Raw genomic sequence first — 22,114 nt, 5'->3', positions numbered from 1 at the left:
CGCTGCCAAGGCTCGGATGGCGCCCCAGCCATGGCCGGGGCGCCACCGGTTCAAGCCTTGGCGAACACCAGGCGACCACCGTCGTTGCCGACTTCGATGGTATCGCCGTTGACGAAGGCGCCGGACAGGATCTGCTGCGCCAGCGGGTTTTCCAGCTGCGACTGGATCGCACGCTTCAACGGGCGCGCGCCGTACACCGGATCGAAGCCGACGTTGCCGAGCAGGTCGAACGCCGCATCGGAGACCGCCAGCTTCAACCCGCGCTCGGCCAGCCGCTTCTCAAGCCCGCGCATCTGGATGCGCGCGATCTGCTTGATCTGCTGCTTGTCCAGCGGGTGGAACACCACGATGTCGTCCAGGCGGTTGATGAACTCCGGACGGAAGTGCGCCTGCACCACGCCCATCACCGCTGCCTTCATCTGCGTGTAGGCCTCCGGGCTATCGTCGGCGCTCATGTCCTGGATCTGGTGCGAGCCCAGGTTCGAGGTCATCACGATGACGGTATTGCGGAAGTCCACGGTGCGGCCCTGGCCATCGGTCAGGCGGCCATCGTCCAGCACCTGCAGCAGGATGTTGAACACATCCGGATGCGCCTTCTCCACTTCGTCCAGCAGGATCAGCGAATACGGGCGACGGCGCACCGCCTCGGTCAGGTAGCCGCCTTCCTCGTAGCCCACGTAACCCGGGGGGGCGCCGATCAGGCGGGCGACGCTGTGCTTCTCCATGAATTCGCTCATGTCGATGCGGATCATCGCGTCGGCGCTGTCGAACAGGAATTCGGCCAGCGACTTGCACAGCTCGGTCTTGCCGACGCCGGTCGGGCCGAGGAACAGGAACGAGCCGGCCGGACGGTTCGGATCGGACAGGCCTGCACGCGAACGGCGCACGGCATCGGAGACGACCTTGATCGCTTCCTCCTGGCCGACCACACGGTTGTGCAGCACTTCTTCCATGCGCAGCAGCTTGTCGCGCTCGCCTTCGAGCATCTTGTTGACCGGAATGCCGGTCCAGCGCGACACGACCTCGGCGATCTCCTCGTCGGTGACCCGGTCCTGCACCAGCTTGAAGTCCTTGTGCTCGGCTTCCTGGGCCGCGGCCAGCTGCTTTTCCAGCTGCGGCAACAGGCCGTACTGGATCTCGCTCATCTTGGCGAAATCCTGGCGGCGCTGCGCGGCTTCCAGTTCCAGCTTGGCCTGCTCGACCTGCTCCTTGATCTTGGTGGCGCCCTGCAGCGCAGCCTTCTCCGACTTCCAGATTTCATTGAGGTCGGAGAACTCGCGCTCCAGCCCGTCGATGTCGTTCTCCAGGTCGGCCAGCCGCTGCCGCGAGGCTTCGTCCTTTTCCTTCTTCAGCATCTCGCGCTGGATCTTCAGCTGGATCACCCGGCGTTCCAGGCGATCCAGCTCCTCCGGCTTGGAGTCGATCTCCATGCGCAGGCGCGAGGCCGCCTCGTCCATCAGGTCGATGGCCTTGTCCGGCAGCTGGCGATCGGTGATGTAGCGGTTGGACAGCGTGGCGGCGGCCACGATGGCCGGGTCGGTGATCTCCACCCCGTGGTGCACGGCGTACTTTTCCTTCAGCCCGCGCAGGATCGCGATGGTGTCCTCCACCGACGGCTCACCGACGAACACTTTCTGGAAGCGGCGCTCCAGCGCAGCGTCCTTCTCGATGTACTTGCGGTATTCGTCCAGCGTGGTCGCACCGATGCAGTGCAGCTCGCCGCGTGCCAGCGCCGGCTTCAGCATGTTGCCGGCATCCATCGCGCCGTCGGCCTTGCCCGCGCCGACCATGGTGTGCAGTTCATCGATGAACAGGATGATCTGGCCTTCGTTCTTGGCCAGATCGTTGAGTACACCCTTCAGGCGCTCCTCGAATTCGCCGCGGAACTTGGCCCCGGCGATCAGCGCGCCCATGTCCAGCGACAGCACGCGCTTGCCGCGCAGGCCCTCGGGTACTTCGTCGTTGATGATGCGCTGGGCCAGCCCTTCCACGATCGCAGTCTTGCCCACGCCGGGTTCGCCGATCAGCACCGGGTTGTTCTTGGTCCGGCGCTGCAGCACCTGGATGGTGCGGCGGATTTCCTCGTCACGGCCGATCACCGGGTCGAGCTTGCCGCTCTCGGCCCGCGCGGTCAGGTCGATGGTGTACTTCTCCAGCGCCTGCCGCTGCTCCTCGGCATTCTCCGACTGCACGTTCTCGCCGCCACGCAGCTTGTCGATCGCCGCCTGCAGGCGCGTCTTGTCGACACCGGCGGCGCGCAGCGCCATGCCCAGCGTGCCGCCATCGTCCAGCGCCGCCAGCACGAACCACTCGCTGGCAATGAAGGCGTCCCCGTGCTGCTGCGCCAGCTTGTCGGTCTGGTTCAGCAGGCGCCCCAGATCGTTGCCCATCGAGACGTTGCCGGCTTGGCCGGATACCTTGGGCAGTGCGTCCAGCGCCTCGGTCAGGCGCTCGCGCAGCACCGGCACGTTCACCCCGGCCTGGGCCAGCAGCGGGCGCGTGCTGCCACCCTGCTGGTCCAGCAGCGCGCTGAACAGGTGAACCGGTTCGATGATGCTGTTGTCGCGGCCCACGGCCAACGACTGTGCGTCTGCCAGCGCCTGCTGGAAACGCGAGGTGAGCTTGTCCATCCGCATTGCGAATCCTCATCGGTCATCAGGGCCGGCCTGGGCCGGCAATGCTGGAAAGATGCGGTTGCCCCACCCGGTTTCAAGGGTGGCTGCGACTGCACCCCGGGGCCAGTCAGCCTGCGGCCAGCATGCCGGAGCGCGTGTGGTCGGCGCGTTGATCCCGATCAGTTCCGTACGGTGGACGGGCTCAGCGGGTGATCGCGCTGCGGATCGCCCGCAGCTGCTGCTTGATCGCCCGCGCCTGTGCAGGATCCATGCGTAGCAGGGCCTTCTGCCCGATCGAGCGTGACTGCAGGGTGGGATCGACGAAGCGATAGCGGCCGCGTTCATCGCGCTGCACCAGCGGCGACTGGGCCAGTTCCGGGGTGTCCAGCAGGTGGTCGATCACCATGACCAGGCGGTCGTTGAAATAACCCTCGGGCCGGCCAAGGTCGGCATAGGCCTGCTGGATCAGCGGATAGAAGCGCTTGTAAGCGGTAGCCGTTGCCGCCGGGTCCAGCGCAGTGAACGCCAGTACGTAAGGCGCATAGCGTGCCGCATTGCTGGCGGCGATGCGTTCGCCGCCTTCGCCCGTATCGACCTGCAGATTGCCCGGCAGCGGCCGCGCGGCCAGCGCGGTCGGCGGCACGCTGGGCTTGTCCAGGTTGTCGACCTGGGTGACCAGGCGCTGGATCAGGTGATCACGCAGCAGCAGGGTCAGCGGTCCCTCGCCCTGGAACAGCTGGCTCAGTGCGCCCCAGGCCGCGGCATCGCTGTCAGCCAGTTTCGGCAGCGCCGGGTCGGCGGCGGCCTCAGTATCCAGCGGATGCCTGATCGATGGTGGTGCTGGCGCGGGCTCTGCGGCCGCCTGCGGTTGTGCCGGTGCACTGGTACTGGCAGGGCTTGATTGCACCGGCACCGGGACACCGTCGGCCAGGCTCTTCAGCTGATCGCGGAACAACCAGCCGCCCGCGCCGCCGATCACCACCACACCCAACACCCAGGGCCAGACCGCCTTTCCACTCTGCATGATGCAGCACCTCGTTTCACACGCAATGGAGACGGTGTGACCCCATCGATTGCAGCCGGTTCCCCGCCTGTTCCGCTGCCGTTCGGGTTGAGACCTGCAGCAAGGCCGCGCTCACGTCTGCTTTGCGCCACCCGCGCGAGGCTAGGAGTCCTGTCCCGTGGAGACTCTGCCATGCAGTACGCGCTGTACTACTGGACCGGCATCCAGGGCCGTGGCGAGTTCGTGCGCCTGGCGCTGGAAGATGCCGGCGCCGACTACATCGACATGGCGCGGGTGCACGGCGATGCGGTGATGCAGCCGTTTCTGGAGGGTCGCAACGAAGGGGCACAGCCCTTTGCGCCGCCGTTCCTGAAGGCCGGCCGCCAGGTCATCGCGCAGGTCGCGGCGATCCTGGATTTCCTCGGCCCGACGCTGGACCTGGTGCCGCAGGCCGCATCGCGGCGGATGCAGGCGCTGCAACTGCAGTTGACCATCGCCGACCTGGTAGCCGAGGTGCACGACACCCACCATCCGATCGCCGCATCGAAGTACTACGAACAGCAGAAGACCGAGGCCAGGGCACGAGCCGCGTCACTGCGCAGCGAGCGCCTGCCCAAGTTCCTCGGCTATTTCGAGCAGGTGATGGCCGCCAACGGTGGCCGCCATGCACTGCGCGAGCACTCCTATGTGGATCTGTCACTGTTCCAGCTGCTGAGCGGGCTGGACTACATGTTTCCGCGCCGCATGCAGGCGCTCGGCCCCACCCTGCCCCGGCTGCGCGCGCTGCAGGAACGAGTGGCGAAACGACCCAACATCGCCGCCTATCTGGCGTCTGAGCGGCGGTTGCCGTTCAACACCAACGGCATCTTCCGCCATTACCCGGAACTGGACGCCGAACGGTAGTGCCGGCCGCTGGCCGGCAGAGCGCGCTGTGATCATTCGCCGCCTGCAACACGCCCCTGTAGAGCCGAGCCATGCTCGGCTCAGAGCAGCCGAGCGCAGGCTCGGCTCTACAAAGCACCAGAAGTGGAAGGAGCGGTAACGCCGGGCCATGCCCGGCGTCACCAGTCAATGATCGGTGCGATCATCCAGCGGTTTCACCGGCTGCTTCTGCAGCGACAGCAGGCCCAGCAGCAGCGCCAATGCCACGTAGGCGCCGGCGAACTGCAAGCTGATGATGCGTGCCAGCCCGTCCAGATCCCACGGCAGGTAGATGCCGCCACGCGGGTCCACCGAATGGATCAGGCCGAACAGGGTCAGCACCGCCGCCACCAGCAGGAAGCCGCAGGCACGGCGCAGGCGGCCATCGACCATCGCGGCTACCGCCGAGATCCACAGCATCGAGGTGATGATGAAGCCGTTGCCGAGGGTGAAAATCACCGCCAGCTCGGGCAGGCCATGGCCGTCGAGCTTGGTCAGCAGCTGCGGCAGCTGGTCCGGTGCGATCCAGCCGGGCGCCTTGATCGCCAGCAGGTAGGCCACCGACGGCAGGAAACCGAACACCATCGCGCCGGTATGGTGGCGCGGCGTGGCCTGGAAGGCCTGGGTGGTGATGTCGATGGCCACGTACACGATGATCGGTGCCAGCACCGCCAGCGGCAGCCACTGCACCAGCCCGGAGATGATGCCGAGCATGCCGCCGATGCCGACGAACAGGCCGGTCAGCAGCGTGTAGCCGCTGCGCGCGCCCATGTGCTTGTAGGCCGGCTGGCCGATGTACGGCGTGGTCTGCGCGACACCGCCACAGACGCCTGCCACCAGCGTAGCCACCGCCTCCACCAGCAGGATGTCGCGGGTGCGGTAGTCATCGCCAGCCGCGCGTGCGCTCTCAGACACATTGATGCCGCCGACCACCATCAGCAGGCCGAACGGCAGCAGCAGCGGCAGGTAGGTCATCGCCGTGGGCAGGCCCTCAAGGAAGCCCAGCGTCGGCAGCGGCAGCACCACCTGCGGCGGCACCCATTCCGGCACATGGAAGCCGGGCGCGCCCAGCCCGGCCAGTCCAAGGCCGTAATACAGCACGGTGCCGAACACGAAGGCCAGCAGCACGCCCGGGCCACGCACCGGCAGCTTGCCCTTGGCGATCAGCACATACAGCAGCAGGCCCAGCGTGGTGAAGCCGACCAGCGGCGAGCGCAGCGTTTCCAGCAGCGGCAGCAGGCCCATCAGCACCAGCGCGATGCCGGCGATGGAACCCAGCAGCGCAGCTCGCGGCAGTGCGCGGGTGACCGCTTCACCGAAGAACGACAGCACGAACTTGAGCACGCCCATGATGACCAGCGCGGCCATGCCCAGCTGCCAGGTGGCGATGCCCGCAGCATGCGGATCCATGCCCTGCTGCTTGAAGGCGAGGAAGGCCGGGCCGAGCACCAGCAGGGCCATGCCGATGCTGGTGGGGGCATCCAGGCCGAGCGGCATGGCGGTGACATCGTCGCGGCCGGTACGTGCCGCCAGCCGGCGCGCCATCAGGGTGTACAGCAGGTTGCCGACCAGCACGCCAAAGGCGGTGCCGGGGAACATGCGGCCGAACACCACGTCGGCGGGGAACTGGAAGATCCCGACCAGGGCCATGGCGATGAAGCCGAGGATGGAGAGGTTGTCGACGACCAGGCCGAAGAAGCCGTTGAAGTCGCCGGCGACGAACCAGCGACGCGGTACGGCGGAAGCGGGAGCGGACATGGAAGGGGCGGTGGGGGTGGGGAGCGCCGATGGTAGGCCCAGCGGGGCCGGCGCGCCAATTCCGTCGTGGAATGATGGGTTCCAGCCAACGGCGGGGCCCCTCGTGGCTGGTCGCGGGTAGAGTCGACTGTTAGTCGACCGGCATTGCGAGTTCGGCCGGTCGGGGTGGGCTGCGCAGGACACGCCGTAAACCCCCAGACCGGCCCAGCCGCTGGCGGCTGTGCGTTCGGGCGCTTGCGAAGCAGTGCTTCGCAAGCAAAGCGCCCTCACCCATGGGGGCTCGATGGCGCCATCCATGGCGCCAACGGTCCTGCGCAGCCCACCCGACCGACCCCTGACAGTTTCCTGCGCGCGGCAGCCACGGAAGAAGATCAAAAGATCCAAAGCCAAGGCAGGCTCTCGCTGCAGTGCCGGGCCCATGCTCGCCCGCTGTACGCGAAGGCTCTGAGCCGAGCATGGCTCGGCTCTACAGAAGATTATTTCGATCATTCGTTCGTTCATCCACGCATGGCGTGGATCTACCGTGTCGACCAAGGTCGACACCTACCACACGGATGGCCGCCGTTGCTTCTGAGGTGGCCGGCCAGCGGCCGGCACTACCGCGGGTGCAGGGCGCAGCCCTGCATCGACCAACCCTCTATTTCTTCAGGAAGTTGTCCACCAGCAGATGCTTCACGTCGTCGAAGCGGCCGTTCAACACTGCCTTGGCGGCGTACAACGCCGTACCGGCCACCTGCTTGGCCTCGATCTGCGGCGGCATCACCAGCTCCGCGCGGCTGGTATGCACGTCCAGCAGCGCCGGGCCGCGCTGGGACAGGAAATCCAGCACCGCCTCCTCCAGGTCCTCGCTGCGGGTTACCGTGCGGCCGTGGAAGCCGATGACCTCGGCCAGGCGGCCGAAGTCCGGGTTCTTCAGGTCGGTGTAGTTGTCCAGCAGGCCCTCCACCTTCTGCTCCAGCTCGACGAAGTTCAGCGAACCATTGTTGAACACCACCACCTTGATCGGCAGGTTTTCCTGCACGGCCGTCAACAGATCGCCCAGCAGCATCGCCAGGCCACCATCACCGGACAGCGAGATCACCTGCCGGCCGGGGAAGGCCTTCTGCAGGCCCAGCGCCTGCGGCATCGCGTTGGCCATCGTGCCGTGCAGCAGGCTGGTCAGCGTGCGGCGGCGGCCGTTGACGCGGATATGGCGCAGCACCCACACCATCGGCGAACCGCCGTCGGCGGTGAACAGCGCATCGTCGCTGGCATGCCTCGACAGCAATGCCGTCAGGTGCTGCGGATGGATCAGTTCACCCTCGCCCGGCTGTTCTTCCTGTTCGCGCTTCTTCAGCGCCTTGTCGCGACGCCCGATGCACTCGTCCAGGAAACTGCTGTCCTCGCGCGGCGGCAGCATCGGCAGCAGCGCGTCCAGCGTCGGTGCGATGTCACCGACCACGCCAAGGCTCACCGGGTGGCGGCGGCCGAGGTGACTGCCATCGCGGTCGACCTGGATGATCGTGGCCTTGTCCGGGTAGAACTGGCCCCAGGCGAAATCGGCGCCGAGCAGCAGCAGCGTGTCGCACTCCATCAGCGTGTGGAAGCCGGATTCGATGCCGAAGATGCCGGTCATGCCCATGTTGTACGGGTTGTCCGGCTCGACGAAATCCTTGGCGCGCGAGGTATGCGCGATGGGCGCCTGCAGGCGCCGGGCCAGCTCCAGCAGCTGCGCGTGCGCGCCCTGGCAACCGGCACCGGCATAGATGCCGATGCGCTTGCCCTGCCCCAGCAGTTCGGTGATGCGCTGCAGCTCGGCATCGGACGGGCGCAGCACCGGCTGGGTGTAGTGCACCGAGAACGGCACATCGTGCTTCACCTCGGCCTGGCTGATGTCGGCCGGCAGGATCACCACCGCCACGCCACGGCGGCTGATCGCGGCCTGGCAGGCCAGGGCCACGACGCGCCGCGCCTGCTCCGGGCTGTGCACCTGCTCGCAGAACACCGAACAACTGGCATACACCGCCTTGAAGTCCACTTCCTGCGGAAATTCCATGCCCAGCTCACTGGTCACCACCTGGCTGGCGATCAGTACCATCGGTGCACGGTTGCGATTGCTCTCGAAGACGCCGTTGATGAAGTGCAGGCCACCGGGACCACAAGAACCCGCACAGGCGGTCAACTCGCCGCTCACCAGCGAATCGGCGCCGGCAGCGAAGCCGGCCACTTCTTCGTGGCGTACATGTACCCAGTCGATTTCACTGCGGTGCAGGGCATCGGTGACGTGATTCAAGGTATCGCCAACGATGCCGTAACAGCGGCGGACGCCCGCCTGCTGCAGGGTATCGACAACGATCTCGGCAACGCGCTTGCTCATCGGATACATCCTCGAGGGGAGAGCATCCGAGGCTAGACCCGAAGAAGTGATGCCTCCGTGGGCAAGGCGCACATCACCTCGATAGGCAAACTACCGGCGGAGATCGAGTCAATCGTTGACGTTGATCCAGCCCTCCACCGCGCCCTGCTTCGGGTTGCGGTAGCGCAGCTTCACCCAGCCATCCTGTTCATCCAGCATCTCCACGCGGTCTCCCTGCACCAGGTAACGCCTGGTGCTGGATGCGCCGGGTCGATCGAACAGGAACAGCCGCGCGGGTACCACGGTGGCCTGCTGGCCACGCAACGGTCCATCCGGCGGTGCACCCAGGCCATCGGCGATGGCACTTTCCAGCACCCGGCCGGCGGCATCATAGGTGCGCCAGACCGCCAGCGGGCCCTGCTCGCCGGTCTGTTCCCACTGCAGCGCGGCGTTCAACGTATCGCCCAGCATCAGCACGCTCTCGGCGCGGTACAGATAGAGCTTCGCGCCTGCAAACCGGTACTGGTCGGTGTACCACATCGGGCCGCTGCGGCAGCTGCTGGTCAGCGTGCGGCTCGGACGGTCGACCGCCAGCCCCATCAGGTCACCGCAACTGTCCTTGCCGTGGGTGTCGGCCTGCAGCGCGCGGAACCCGGCACTGGCCGGATCGAAGCGGTACACCGTCACCGCTTCGTTGACCATGCCCACCGAGGCGCGCGCGACCAGTTCCGGGTAGCCATCGAAATCGACATCTTCGAGCGACCATCGCGAATTGCCGTCGGCATCGGCCGCGCCCTCAAGCGTCTGGCGCTTGCCTGACGGTGACAGCTGCACCGCGATGCTGCCGTCCTGCTGCGGATCGGCATGCGCCTGCACATGCGCGGCCACCTGGAAGCGCAGCGTTTCTCCGTCGTCCCCACCCGCCTGCGCCGTCGGTGCCAGTACGCCTGCCAATGCCAGGCCCAGCAGGCATTCCCTGTAGTTCATCATTGCTCCCTGCAGCACCGCGGCGGCACCTTCAACTCAGAACGATACCTCGACCGGCTGCCGCGACCACAGCACCGACTGATGCCTGGTCTGCTGCTTCCACGCCAGGCGGATCGCCTCGATGTCGGCGCGGCGCTGCGGGGTGTCCTCGTGCAGCACCACCAGCACCTTGGTGCGCAGGCGGTTGGGCGCGGCATCGCCGCGGAACAGCCACTGGCCGTAGGCATCAAACACGGTCAGGCCGTCCGGGAAGCGCGGCGTTACTTCCTTGTCAAGGAAGGCGCGCCACTGCGCGTCGCTGATGGTGTCGGCCTGCGGGCGGTTGCCGGCCCCCTGCTCCTCGCCTACGCCGAAGTACAGCTCGCTGCGCACCCAGCCATGGCCGGCGGAAGGGCGGGCGGCATCGCCCTTCAGTTCGGCGGTGGTGGCCGTGGCATAGGCGCTGGGCGCCTGCGAAGACAGGCTGGCGCAGCCACTGGTGGCCAGCAGCACGGCGAAGACGAGGCCAAGGTGTTTCATCGGTACAGCTCCGGGGAAGGGGGACAGGGCAAGCCGGCAGCGTACAGCGCCACCGGCCCGGCGTGCTGATGCCAACCGGGCATCAGCTCATGCCGGACCGGCAGGGACTTGCATCGGCACCGGCCATCACGCGAAGATAATATATCGCTTCATCCGGATGGATGTAAGTGAAACTATCTCCCCCCTTCCCCGTCGTCGTTGTTGCTGGAGCCCTCCATGTCCGCCCGCCTGCCCGCGTCGCCGCTCGGCCTCGCCATCGCCCTCGCGCTTTCCTCCGCTGCCGTCCCGGCCCTGGCCCAGGACGCCACCAACCTGGACACCGTGATCGTCACCGGCACCCGTGCCGCAGACCGCACCGTGCTCGAATCCACCTCGCCGGTGGATGTGCTCACCGCCGAGGACATCCGCAAGGCCGGCGTGGTCAACGGTGAACTGGGCAGCGCGCTGCAGGCGCTGCTGCCGTCGTTCAACTTCCCGCGCCAATCCAACTCCGGTGGCGCCGACCACGTGCGCGCCGCACAGTTGCGTGGCCTGTCCCCCGACCAGGTGCTGGTGCTGGTCAACGGCAAGCGCCGCCACCACACCGCGCTGGTCAACACCGACAGCAAGATCGGCAAGGGCACCACCCCGGTCGATTTCAATGCGATCCCGGTCAGCGCGATCAAGCGCATCGAAGTGCTGCGCGATGGTGCCGGTGCGCTTTACGGCTCGGACGCCGTGGCCGGCGTGATCAACGTGATCCTCGACAACGGCGGCGACGGCGGCGAGATCGAGGCCAGCTACGGTGCCAACCACACCGACCTCAAGCCGATCGGCCGCACCCTCACCGATGGCCAGACCGGCAACATCAGCGCCAAGGTCGGCACTTCGCTGGGCGAAGACGGCGGCTTCCTGCGCGTCGGCCTGGAATACAAGCACCGCAACGGCACCAACCGCGCTGGCTTTGACCAGATTCCACCGTGGGACCAGACGCCGGACAACCTGGCGCTGCAGGGCAAGCGCAACTATGTGCTGGGCGATGGCAAGAGCAAGGACATCAACCTGTGGCTGAACACCGAGATTCCGGTGGGCCAGACCTCGACGTTCTACGCGTTCGGCACCTTCAACCAGCGCGATACCGAAGGCGCCAACTACTTCCGCTATCCCGATGGCGATGCCAACTGGAAGCAGGTCTATCCGAACGGCTACCGACCGATCTCCGAAGGCGAGAACCGCGACGTACAGGCCGTGGCCGGCGTGCGCGGCCAGTGGGGCGAGTGGAGCTACGACAGCAGCCTGGATTACGGCCAGAACGACTTCACCTACCGCCTGCGTGATTCGCTCAACGCATCGCTGGGCCCGACCAGCCCGACCCGCTTCAAGACCGCCGACTACGAGTACGCGCAGACCGTGGGCAACCTCGATCTGAGCCGCGTGTTCACCCAGAGCGACAGCATCAGCCACACGCTGGGCCTGGGCGTGGAAGCGCGCCATGAGCGCTACCAGACCCGCCCCGGCGACCCGGCCAGCTATGCGGCGGGCCCGTACACCGACCGCCCGACCGGCTCGCAGGCCGGTGGCGGCCTGACCCCACAGGACGCCGCCACCCTGTCGCGCGACGTGGCCAGCGCCTATGCCAGCCTGTCCAGCCAGTTCGGCGAGAAGTTCTCCACCGACCTGGCCGCGCGCTACGAGCACAACGACGACTTTGGCGGCGAACTGACCGGCAAGCTCGGCCTGCGCTACGAATTCACCCCGGCGTTCGCACTGCGCGGTGCCATCTCCAACAATTTCCGCGCTCCGTCGCTGGCGCAGATCGGCTACGAATCCACCTCCACCGGCTACAACGCCGGCGGCCAGCTGGTGCAGGGCCGGCTGCTGTCGGTCAACAATCCGATCGCGCGTGGCCTGGGTGCGCAGAACCTGAAGCCGGAGAAGTCGATCAACACCTCGCTGGGCTTCACCAGCCGCATCGGCGAGCATTTCGACCTGTCGCTGGACTTCTTCCAGATCGATATCGACGACCGCATCGCGCTGTCGGAGAGCATCACCGGCGATGCGCTGACCGATTACGTGGCCGCCAGCTACGGCGTCAGTGGCCTGCAGAGCGCCAGCTTCTTCGTCAATGCCGCCGATACCCGCACCCGTGGCGCCGAGCTGGTAAGCAACTGGCGGCAGTCGCTGGGCGATGGCCAGCTGCTGCTGACCGGCACCTACGCCTACACCAAGACCACGCTGAAGAATGTGCTGGCCACGCCGGCGCAGCTGCGCGCGCTGAACCCGGACTACGTACTGTTCGGCATCGAGGAGACCAACACCCTGACCGATGCCACCCCGCGCACGCGTGGCAGCTTCTCGGCCGCCTGGAGCAACGACCACTGGTCGCTGAGCACCCGCGTGAACCGTTACGGCAGCGCCACCCGCGTGTTCAACTTCGGTGATGGCTACATCCCGCGCCAGACCTACCAGGCCGAATGGCAGCTGGATGCCGAAGTCGAGTACCGCATCACCCCGCAATGGAGCGTGGCCATCGGCGGCCAGAACCTGACCGACAACTACCCGGATCGATCCAACAGCGATATCCACTACTTCGGCAACCTGCCGTACGACGTGCTGTCGCCGATCGGCAGCAACGGCGCGTACTACTACGGCCGCGTCCGCTATACGTTCTGATCGCATTGGGTGGGTGCGGACCGTTGGTCCGCGCTGTTTGGGCTGGATGCAAGCTGACCTGCCGTGCCGACCAACGGTCGGCACCCACCGAAGCTGATCCGCAACCTGCCCTCGACCCCACGTACACGCCCAGGCTGGCAGGCTGGTCGTCATGGCTGAACCGCTCCCCCTGCGTCCGCCACCGCCATTGCTGGACGACGCCTGTGCGTTGTTCCTCGATGTCGATGGCACCCTCATCGAATTCGCTGCACGACCGGATGCCGTGCAGCTCCTGCCGGATGTGCGCGAAGCCATCGGCCGCATCAGTGACCGCCTGGAAGGCGCCGTGGCACTGGTCAGTGGCCGACCGCTTGAACAGCTGGACCAGCTGTTCGCTCCCCTCCAGCTGCCTGCCGCCGGCCTGCATGGGCACGAACTGCGCGGCGAGGACGGTCGTGTGCTGCGCGACGAGCACGACGACGACACCGCCGAGTGGCTGCACGCGCTGCACCAGCAGGCGATGCGCTTTGCCCACGGCCATCCCGGCGTGCTGGTGGAAGACAAGGGCGTCGGCCTGGCCCTGCATTGGCGCGGTGCGCCGCACGCGGCAAGTGATGTGCGCGCCTTCGCCGATCGCCACGTGCGGGGCCGCGCCAGCTACCGCCTGCAACCCGGCGACCATGTGGTCGAGTTCGTGCCCGTCGGCACCGACAAGGGCCGTGCCGTGCGCCGGATGATGCAGTACCTGCCCTTCCGCGGCCGCCTGCCGGTGTTTCTCGGTGACGACCTCACCGATGAATTCGGCTTCGATGCCGCCAACAGCCAGCATGGCTGGAGCGTGCTGGTGGGTGAACGTGAACCCAGCGCGGCGGTGTTCGCGCTGCCCGACATACGCAGCGTGCACGCCTGGCTGCGTGAGAATGCCTATTGACCCGGCCAACCCCCACGGCCGCAACCGAGATGTACCGCGTGATGACCCAACCCGATCTTGATCTGGGCGTGGTCGGCAACGGCAGCTTCGGCGCCCTGGTCGACAAACGTGCCCGCGTTGTCTGGAGCTGCCTGCCCACCTTCGACGGCGACCCTACCTTCTGTGCGCTGCTCGGCCCCAACCAGCAGACCGGTGGCGACTTCGCCATCGAGCTGGAAGACTTCGCCAGCAGCGAGCAGGAATACCTCACCAACACGGCGATCCTGCGCACGGTGCTCCGCGACGCGCACGGCGGCGAACTGGAAATCCTGGATTTCGCCCCCCGCTGGCGGCAGAACGACCGCTTCTACCGGCCGGTCAGCCTGATCCGCCAGGTGCGTCCGCTGGCTGGCAGCCCGCGCATCACCGTGCGTGCGCGCCCGCTGGCCGACTGGGGCGCACGCGTGCCAGAGTCGACCTGGGGCAGCAACCATGTGCGCTGGATCCTGCCGGAGCACGTGCTGCGGCTGACCACCGATGTGCCGGTGCGCTTCGTGCGCGATGGCCTGCCGTTCGTGCTCAACCATCCCATCCACCTGATCCTGGGCGTGGATGAGTCGCTCAACCGGTCGATCAGCGGCTACGTGCAGGAAGCCTTCCAGCGCACCCGCGACTACTGGCGCGAATGGGTGCGCTACCTGTCCATTCCACTGGAGTGGCAGGACGCGGTCATCCGCAGTGCGATCACGTTGAAGCTGTGCCAGTACGAGGACAGCGGCGCGATCATCGCGGCGATGACCACTTCCATTCCAGAAGCACCCGGCAGCGTGCGCAACTGGGACTACCGCTACTGCTGGCTGCGTGACGCAGCTTTCGTGGTGCGGGCGCTGAACCGTCTCGGCGCAACGCGCACGATGGAACAGTTCCTCGGCTACATCTTCAACCTGGCCACCACCGACGGCACGCTGCAGCCGCTGTATGGCATCGGCTTTGAAGCCAAGCTGGACGAAGACGAAGTGCCCAGCCTGTCCGGTTATCGCGGCATGGGCCCGGTACGCCGCGGCAACCTGGCCTGGGTGCAGCGCCAGCACGATGTCTACGGCAGCGTGGTGCTGGCCTCCACGCAGCTGTTCTTCGACCGCCGCCTGCAGGATCCCGGCGACGCGCACACATTCGCCCGCCTCGAACCGCTGGGCGAACAGGCCTTCGCCCTGCATGACGTGCCCGATGCGGGCCTGTGGGAGTTCCGTGGCCGCACCGAGGTACACACCTACACCAGCGCGATGTGCTGGGCCGCCTGCGACCGCCTGTGCAAGATCGCCGTGCGCCTGAAGCGCGATGACCGTGCACACTACTGGCGCGAGCGCGCCGACACCATCCATGCGCGCATCATGGCCGAGTCCTGGAATGAGGAACTGGGCCACTTCACCGATACCTTCGGCGGCCATCGCCTGGACGCCTCGCTCCTGCTGCTGGCCGACATCGGCTTCATCGATGCGATGGACGCCCGCTTCATCGCCACCGTCGATGCGATCGGCCGCGACCTCAAGCATGGCAATTCGCTGTACCGCTATGTCGCGCCGGATGACTTCGGTGAGCCGGAAACCAGCTTCACCATCTGCACGTTCTGGTACATCGATGCGCTGGCGGCGATCGGGCGTATGGACGAGGCGCGCGAGATGTTCGAGCTGCTGCTGAAGCAGCGCAACCACCTGGGCCTGCTGTCGGAGGATCTGGCCTTCGACAGCGGCGAGGCCTGGGGCAATTTCCCGCAGACCTATTCGCACGTCGGCCTGATCACCGCCGCGATGCGCCTGTCGCGGTCCTGGCAGGAGGCATCGTGAGTCGTCTGGTCGTGGTTTCAAATCGTGTGGCCGTACCCGGCGAGAACCGCGCCGGCGGCCTGGCTGTCGGCCTGCTGGCCGCCCTGAAGGAACGCGGCGGCCTGTGGTTCGGCTGGAGCGGCAAGACGGTAAAGGACGGCAGCGGCACGCTGCACCGGCAGAAAGACGGTGACATCGACTACGTCACCATGGACCTGAGCAAGCGCGAGGTGGACGGCTACTACAACGGCTTTGCCAACCGCACGCTGTGGCCGCTGCTGCACTTCCGCCTGGATCTGGTCGACTACGACCGTGCCACCCGCGAGACCTACCACAAGGTCAACGCACTGTTCGCCGACAAGCTCGCGCCCTTGCTGCGCGAGGATGACATCGTCTGGATCCACGACTATCACCTGATCCCGCTTGGCGCACTGCTGCGCGAGCGTGGCATCGGCTGCCGCATCGGCTTCTTCCTGCACATCCCGATGCCCTCGGCCGACCTGCTGCAGGCGATGCCCGACCACCTGCGGCTGTTCTCCGCGCTCTACGCGTATGACCTGGTGGGCTTCCAGACCCAGCGCGATGCCGATCGCTTCCAGACCTACCTGCGCCTGTTCGGCGGCGGTCGGGTACTCGCCAACGGCGAGCTGGAAGCACCCGGCGGGCGTCGTTTCCGCGCGGCGGCGTTCCCGATCGGCATCGACACCGAGCTGATCGCGCGCCAGGCCGGTACCGCCGCCACCAAGGCCGCCGTAAAGAACCTGCGCGCGAGCCTGCGTGATCGCCAACTGGCGATCGGCGTTGATCGCCTGGATTATTCCAAGGGCCTGCCCGAGCGCTTCCTCGGCTTTGAACGGTATCTTGAGCGCCATCCCGACCAGCGCGGGTCGCTGACCTACCTGCAGATCGCCCCCGTCTCGCGCGGTGATGTCACCGAGTACCGGCAGCTGCGCAGCCAGCTGGAGCAGATCGCCGGCCACATCAACGGTGGCCACGCCGAGCCGGACTGGACGCCGCTGCGCTATGTCAACCAGAACTTCACCCATGCCACCCTCACCGGTTTCTACCGTGCAGCGGCGGTGGGGCTGGTCACGCCGCTGCGTGATGGCATGAACCTGGTGGCCAAGGAATACGTGGCCTCGCAGGACCCGGAAGACCCGGGCGTGCTGGTGCTGTCGCTGCTGGCCGGCGCCGCCGACGAACTCAAGCAGGCACTGCTGGTGAACCCGCACGACCTGGATGGCGTTGCCGACGCCATCGCCACCGCGGCGACGATGTCGCTGCGCAAGCGCAAGGAGCGCTGGCACGCCATGATGGAGCACCTGCGCACCTACGACATCAACCACTGGCGGCGCAGCTACCTGGACGCACTGGAAGGCTGAGAAAAAAGGGGACGGAGGGGATTAAGTCGTTTGTGCACAAACGACTTAATCCCCTCCGTCCCCTTTTTCTTCAATCCAGGAATCGCGCTGCCTGCTCCGGTGCGGGCAGATGACAGGCATCATGCCGCCCGAACCAGCGGTAGCGGTTGCGCGCCAGCGCGCGATACGCGGCATCACGCCAGCCGCGCGGCACCATCCGCAGCACGCCGGTCAGGCGCCAGACGCCGTCCAGCCCGGCCAGTACACGCAGGATGGCATCGGTATCGGTCCAGGCGCCCTGCGCGTCCAGCAGCAGGAACGACATCGGGTCCTGCGGGTCCAGCCCGTGCGCGCGCAACATCGCGCTGCCCTGCTGCCCCTGCATCGCCGCAAAACGGTAGCGCCCCTTGCGGTCGAAACGCAGCAGGAAGCGCACCCAGCGGTTGCACAGGGCGCACACGCCGTCGAACACGATCACCGCGCTGCCAGTCCCGGCGGCGCCGTCACTGTGGTTCGAGCCAGCCTTCATAGCGGATCAGGGCTCCGGCCCAGGGCAGCGTCACATCGACTAGGAAAGTGTAACGCTCGCCGCGCCAGGCTTCACGGCAGCGCACACCGCCGAACCAACGCGTCGGCAGCGGCAGCAGCCCGAACGCCCAGACCCGCCGCACCGACCAGTCGATACCACCCTCGCGGGCCTGCAACGCGAACTCCAAGCGCACCGCGCCCAGCTGCTCGCGCAGAAGCCCTTCGTGCGCCCACAGCCGCGACACCATCGGCCAGCGGCCGAACCGTCGCGCCCACTGCTCACCCTGCCCGCGTGCACTGAACGCCACTTCGGTGGGCAGCGCGTCGCCGTCCTTCGGCAGCCGCGCCAACGCGGCCAACAGCGGCACCAGCCAGTGCCGCCCTCGCACGATGCGCGCCTGCCCCACGTAGCGGCAGGGCAACGGCGCGGCATGCAGCGCCTGCACCGGCGCTGCCAGGGTGGCGAAGGCCGGCCCCAGCACCCGCGCAAACAGCGGCGGGGTCAGGGCGCGATCCAGGCCAGGGTCGCCATGCGCCCGGTACGACGGTCGCGCCGGTGCGAATACAGGTCAGGATCGGCCATGGTCGACACCGTGCCGCCATACACCTGCGCCGGGTCCATCCCCGCCGCCTGCAACCGCTGCCGCGCCAGCGCGAACAGGTCCACCTTCCAGTGGCCCGGCCGGGTCGCCACGAACGCCGCTTCGGCGGCCGGATCATGGCCGACGAAGGTGTGATAGACCTCCTCGCCGATCTCATAGTCGGACGGCCCGGCGGCCGGGCCCAGCCAGGCCCGCAGCTGCGCCGGCGGCGTCTGCAGGGCGGCCACCGTGGCCTCCAGCATGCCGTCAGCCAGTCCACGCCAGCCGGCATGGGCCGCGCCCACCTCGCTGCCATCGGCCGCGGCAAACACCACCGGCAGGCAGTCGGCGGTCAGGATCGCCAGCACCACGCCCGGCACCGAAGTCACCGCGGCGTCGGCCACCGGTTCGCTGGCGCCAGCCACCGGCGGCGCGGTGAAGCGCAGCACGGTGCTGCTGTGCACCTGGCGCAGCCAGTGCGGTGCCGAGGGCAGTGCCAGCCCCTCCTGCAGCAGCTTGCGGTTGTGCTCCACGTTGGCCGGGGTATCACCACCGGCCGCGTGCCGGTTGCCGAGGTTGAACTGCGCGAACGGCGCCGGCGAGATGCCCGCGCCATGCCGGCGCGTGGTCAGCGCATGGACGCCTGCCGGCGCCGGCCAGTCCGCCTGCAGCAACGGCAGCGCGGCGGCCATCACCAGCGATCCCGCTCGCGGGCGGCGAAGGCTTCGCTATCTTCGCGCAGCACCTTCATCAGGTGCAGCATGTCCTCCGGCACCGGCGCGGTATTGCGCACCGGCTCACCGGTGATCGGATGCATGAACTCCAGGGTCTCGGCGTGCAAGGCTTGGCGCTTGAAGCCGCGCAGCGCGGCCACCAGCGCGTCGCTGGCACCCTTGGGCAGCTTCAGCGCACCGCCGTACAGCGGGTCGCCGATGATCGGATGGCGCACGTGTGCCATGTGCACGCGGATCTGGTGGGTACGGCCGGTTTCCAGGCGGCACTCCAGCGCGGTGTGCGCACGGAAGCGCTCGCGCAGGCGGTAGTGGGTCACCGCTTCCTTGCCGTCTTCGCGCACCGCCATCTTCAGCCGGTCGCGCGGGTGGCGGTCGATCGGGGCATCGGCGGTACCGCCTGCCACCAGCGCGCCCATCACGATGGCCAGGTACTGGCGGTGCACGTCACGGGCCGCCAGTTGCTCGACCAATGCAGTCTGCGCTTCCAGGGTCTTGGCCACCACCATCACGCCGCTGGTGTCCTTGTCCAGGCGGTGCACGATGCCCGCGCGCGGCAGCACCGCCACCGACGGGTCGCGGAACAGCAGCGCGTTGACCAGGGTGCCGCTGTGGTTGCCGGCGCCGGGGTGGACCACCAGGCCGACCGGCTTGTTGATCACCAGCACATGCTCGTCCTCGAACAGCACGTCCAGCGGGATGTCCTCCGGCTGGGCGTCGGTCTGGGTTTCCAGCACCACATGGAGGGTCACCACCTCGCCGCCGCGCAGCGGATCGCGCGGGCGCACCTGGGCGCCGTCCAGCAGGACGTCACCGGACTTGATCCACTCGGTCAGGCGCGAACGCGAATATTCGGGGAACAGTTCGGCCACGACGGCATCGAAACGACGGCCGGCAGCGGTGTCGGGGACGATGGCCTGGCGGGCCGATTCAGAGGGTTGTTCAGACATGGCAGGGGGCATTCTTTGAAATTTTGGGGTCCCGGCGGCCGGTTTCAGTCGCTGGACAGGACACTAGGCTATCATCGACCCTTCGTATTCCAGCCGCGTCCCGCCTCGACCCCATGATCCGACGCTCCGCCATGCTCTCCGCGCCCGTCCGCCTCACCGCCCTGCTGCTGGTGCTGGTCATCGCCGCAACCGGCTGCCACCGCGGCGCCAAGAAGGGTGATCGCCCCGACGAAGGCGTGCCGGTCGAACAGCTGTACGAGAAAAGCCACAAGCTGATGCAGGGCGGCAACTGGAGCGGCGCCGAAGCCAGCTTCCGCCGCCTGGTGGCCCAGTATCCGTACGGCCCGTACACCGAGCAGGCGATGATCGAAACCGCCTACGCCCAGTACAAGGCCGGCAAGCACGATGACGCCGTCTCCAGCATCGACCGCTTCATCCGCACCTACCCGACGCACCGCAACATCGCCTACCTGTACTACCTGCGCGGCCTGGCCAATTCCAACCGCAGTACGGTTTTCCTGCGCCGCGTATGGTCGCTGGATGCCAGCCGCCGCGACCTGTCCACGCCGCACCAGGCGTACTCGGACTTCAACATCGTGGTTGATCGTTACCCGAACAGCCGCTACGCCGCCGATGCGCGCCAGCGCATGCTGGAGCTGCGTGACGTGTTCGCCCAGCACGAGCTGGACAACGCCCTGTACTACATGCGCCGCGGCGCCTGGGTCTCGGCCGTGGGCCGCGCCAACTACCTGCTGGAAACCTACCCGCAGAGCGCCTTCCAGTACGACGCCGTGGCCGTGCTGGCCGATTCCTACACCCACCTGGGCAACAAGACCCTGGCCGACGACGCCCGTCGCGTCCTGCAGCTGAACCAGCCGGATCACCCGTGGCTGGAAGGCAAGTGGCCGAAGTACCCGTGGATGATCCGCAAGCTGAACCCGTTCGCCGGCGAGAAGTCCGCCAGCACCGGCCAGCGCAACGCGCGACTGGAAAAGAAATAAGAGAGGGCCCCGAAAGGGGCCCTTCTTCTTTGTGGAGTCGAGCCACGCTCGACTGCTTTCCTCATCCGCCTCCCCGCGCCGGGGCCGGCACCTAGGAATGCTACGAATCCAGCGCGGATGCGACGCCGGTCGCAGCCCGCCTGGGCGAGGCGCTCCACACTGCGGCGCAACGGCCACACCGGCCATCACGGAGCGTCCCATGGCCCCACTGCGCTGCAGTTTCCGTCCCCTGTCCTGCCTCATCGCCACCGCCCTGCTGGCGCTATCCCCGCGCCCCCTGGCCGCTGCACCGGCCGCGCCGGGCGATCTGCTGTCTGCCGCCCCCTATCGCGCGCCCTGGGTGCCGTCCAGGGCCGCCCAGGCGTACAAGCTGCACTATCGCACCCCGGACCACCGCGGCCAGTTGGCCGAAGGCACCGGCCTGCTGTACCTGCCCGCCGGCGCGGCGCCTGCGGGCGGGTGGCCGGTGGTGTCCTGGGCACATGGCACTCAGGGCATTGCGGATCGCTGTGCGCCCTCGGTCTCCGGCCCCACCCATGCCGAACGCGACGGACGCTTCCTGGACGTGTTCCTGGCCCAGGGCTATGCCGTCGCCGCCGCCGACTACCAGGGCCTGGGCAGCCCAGGCAATCATGCCTACCTGCACGTGCGTACCGCGGCGCGCAACGCCATCGACATGGTCAAGGCCAGCCGCCAGTACCTGGGGACGGCAACATTGTCGCCGCGCTGGGTCTCGGTCGGATATTCGCAGGGGGGCGCGGCCGCATTGACAGCAGGCCATCTGGCCGCCTCCCATGGCGGCCCATCCCTGCAGTACCGCGGCAGTTTCACCGCCGGAACGCCCACCGCAGTCGAACTGACCGCGCTGGTGATGAATCCCGGCAACCGCACCGCCAATCCTGGCGCACCCAACGCATATCACGCGTATCTGCTCGACGGCCTGCTGCAGGCCGCGCCTCAGATCGACCGCGTCCTCAGCGACGCAGGCCGTGCCCGTGTGGCAGTGGCCCGCGAGCAGTGCCTGAGCGAACTGACCGCCACGCTGGACGGCGCCGATACCGGCAGCATGTTTACTGCACCACTGACCAGCGTGCCGGGCATCTGGGCGGTGCTGTACGACTATCTGGGTGTACCGCGCCGCGGCTTCAGCCAGCCGCTGATGCTGGCCCATGGCAGCGAGGACCGCGACGTGCCCTATCTGACCACCCTGCTGTACGCCGCAAGCCTGGCCTTGCGAGGTGAGCCGGTCGCGTTCCGGCGCTACCCGGTCGATCATCGCGGCACGCTGGATGCGGCGGCGGCGGATGCCCTGGCGTTCGTGCGTGCACGACTGGAGGGCGACCACTTCAACGACGCTGCGGAGATCGCAGGCCTCGAACAACGGCTCGACGAAGCCCGGTAGATCCACGCCATGCCGGATACGCGATCCAGGAAGTTGCCGGCCAGCGGCCGGCACTACC

At 67.4% G+C, this 22,114-nt stretch carries 17 protein-coding genes; 7 read left to right on the top strand and 10 right to left on the bottom strand.

Annotated elements, in window-relative coordinates; all coding sequences use genetic code 11:
* Positions 1 to 50 precede the first annotated feature (50 nt).
* Both clpB and AC5P56_RS04385 read right to left on the bottom strand, forming a co-directional pair.
* Entirely contained in the window at positions 51 to 2,636 is a 2,586-nt protein-coding gene (gene clpB, locus AC5P56_RS04390; protein WP_111205396.1) for an ATP-dependent chaperone ClpB, read from the bottom strand.
* 181 nt (positions 2,637 to 2,817) lie between these two features.
* Complete coding sequence (locus AC5P56_RS04385; RefSeq protein WP_478409097.1) at positions 2,818 to 3,639, bottom strand: DUF3014 domain-containing protein; 822 nt, start codon at positions 3,637 to 3,639, stop codon at positions 2,818 to 2,820.
* A 171-nt stretch (positions 3,640 to 3,810) separates the two neighbouring features.
* On the opposite strand from AC5P56_RS04385, the gene AC5P56_RS04380 reads away from it, so the two are divergent.
* Positions 3,811 to 4,521, top strand: a complete 711-nt coding sequence (locus AC5P56_RS04380) for a glutathione S-transferase (protein WP_053495831.1) — start codon at positions 3,811 to 3,813, stop codon at positions 4,519 to 4,521.
* Between the two features lie 165 nt (positions 4,522 to 4,686).
* On the opposite strand, the gene AC5P56_RS04375 is transcribed toward AC5P56_RS04380, so the two are convergent.
* From AC5P56_RS04375 to AC5P56_RS04360, 4 genes are all read right to left on the bottom strand, one after another.
* Positions 4,687 to 6,297, bottom strand: coding sequence for a SulP family inorganic anion transporter (locus AC5P56_RS04375; RefSeq protein ID WP_111205398.1), 1,611 nt, complete (start codon positions 6,295 to 6,297; stop codon positions 4,687 to 4,689).
* Between the two features lie 637 nt (positions 6,298 to 6,934).
* A complete protein-coding gene (locus AC5P56_RS04370) occupies positions 6,935 to 8,653 on the bottom strand; it encodes a thiamine pyrophosphate-dependent enzyme (RefSeq protein WP_100450499.1) in 1,719 nt (572 codons plus the stop codon).
* Positions 8,654 to 8,761: 108 nt separating this feature from the next.
* Positions 8,762 to 9,619, bottom strand: coding sequence for an SH3 domain-containing protein (locus AC5P56_RS04365; RefSeq protein ID WP_049405002.1), 858 nt, complete (start codon positions 9,617 to 9,619; stop codon positions 8,762 to 8,764).
* A gap of 36 nt (positions 9,620 to 9,655) precedes the next feature.
* A complete protein-coding gene (locus AC5P56_RS04360) occupies positions 9,656 to 10,138 on the bottom strand; it encodes a DUF3574 domain-containing protein (RefSeq protein WP_032957546.1) in 483 nt (160 codons plus the stop codon).
* A 216-nt stretch (positions 10,139 to 10,354) separates the two neighbouring features.
* On the opposite strand from AC5P56_RS04360, the gene AC5P56_RS04355 reads away from it, so the two are divergent.
* The 4 genes from AC5P56_RS04355 to otsA all read left to right on the top strand — a co-directional run bounded on the left by AC5P56_RS04355 (position 10,355) and on the right by otsA (position 16,884).
* Entirely contained in the window at positions 10,355 to 12,790 is a 2,436-nt protein-coding gene (locus tag AC5P56_RS04355) for a TonB-dependent receptor plug domain-containing protein (RefSeq protein WP_197621708.1), read from the top strand.
* A 151-nt stretch (positions 12,791 to 12,941) separates the two neighbouring features.
* Complete coding sequence (gene otsB / locus AC5P56_RS04350; RefSeq protein WP_014648189.1) at positions 12,942 to 13,700, top strand: trehalose-phosphatase; 759 nt, start codon at positions 12,942 to 12,944, stop codon at positions 13,698 to 13,700.
* 41 nt (positions 13,701 to 13,741) lie between these two features.
* Positions 13,742 to 15,523 (top strand): glycoside hydrolase family 15 protein, encoded by a 1,782-nt coding sequence (locus tag AC5P56_RS04345; RefSeq protein WP_032960733.1) that lies wholly within the window; start codon positions 13,742 to 13,744, stop codon positions 15,521 to 15,523.
* A complete protein-coding gene (otsA, locus tag AC5P56_RS04340) occupies positions 15,520 to 16,884 on the top strand; it encodes an alpha,alpha-trehalose-phosphate synthase (UDP-forming) (RefSeq protein WP_014648191.1) in 1,365 nt (454 codons plus the stop codon). The genes AC5P56_RS04345 and otsA overlap by 4 nt, the downstream gene beginning before the upstream one ends.
* A 70-nt stretch (positions 16,885 to 16,954) precedes the next feature.
* Here otsA and AC5P56_RS04335 read toward each other — a convergent pair whose 3' ends face one another.
* The 4 genes from AC5P56_RS04335 to rluD are packed head-to-tail and all read right to left on the bottom strand — an operon-like array spanning position 16,955 to position 19,653.
* On the bottom strand, positions 16,955 to 17,392 hold the full coding sequence (locus tag AC5P56_RS04335; RefSeq protein WP_241887054.1) for a thiol-disulfide oxidoreductase DCC family protein: 438 nt from the start codon (positions 17,390 to 17,392) through the stop codon (positions 16,955 to 16,957).
* On the bottom strand, positions 17,367 to 17,873 hold the full coding sequence (locus tag AC5P56_RS04330; protein WP_053495126.1) for a DUF4166 domain-containing protein: 507 nt from the start codon (positions 17,871 to 17,873) through the stop codon (positions 17,367 to 17,369). Before AC5P56_RS04330 ends, AC5P56_RS04335 begins: the two co-directional genes overlap by 26 nt.
* A gap of 20 nt (positions 17,874 to 17,893) precedes the next feature.
* On the bottom strand, positions 17,894 to 18,664 hold the full coding sequence (gene pgeF, locus AC5P56_RS04325; protein ID WP_495231475.1) for a peptidoglycan editing factor PgeF: 771 nt from the start codon (positions 18,662 to 18,664) through the stop codon (positions 17,894 to 17,896).
* Positions 18,664 to 19,653 (bottom strand): 23S rRNA pseudouridine(1911/1915/1917) synthase RluD, encoded by a 990-nt coding sequence (rluD, locus tag AC5P56_RS04320; protein WP_197606113.1) that lies wholly within the window; start codon positions 19,651 to 19,653, stop codon positions 18,664 to 18,666. Before rluD ends, pgeF begins: the two co-directional genes overlap by 1 nt.
* A gap of 113 nt (positions 19,654 to 19,766) precedes the next feature.
* Between rluD and AC5P56_RS04315 the strand changes: the two genes are divergently transcribed.
* Complete coding sequence (locus tag AC5P56_RS04315; RefSeq protein WP_032960726.1) at positions 19,767 to 20,654, top strand: outer membrane protein assembly factor BamD; 888 nt, start codon at positions 19,767 to 19,769, stop codon at positions 20,652 to 20,654.
* Between the two features lie 199 nt (positions 20,655 to 20,853).
* Positions 20,854 to 22,056, top strand: a complete 1,203-nt coding sequence (locus AC5P56_RS04310) for a lipase family protein (protein WP_262224788.1) — start codon at positions 20,854 to 20,856, stop codon at positions 22,054 to 22,056.
* Positions 22,057 to 22,114 lie beyond the last annotated feature (58 nt).

This window comes from Stenotrophomonas sp. YJH_SMC_131, assembly GCF_059367975.1.
Note: the sequence above shows the minus strand (reverse complement) of the source record. Positions and strands in the feature narration are given on the sequence as shown.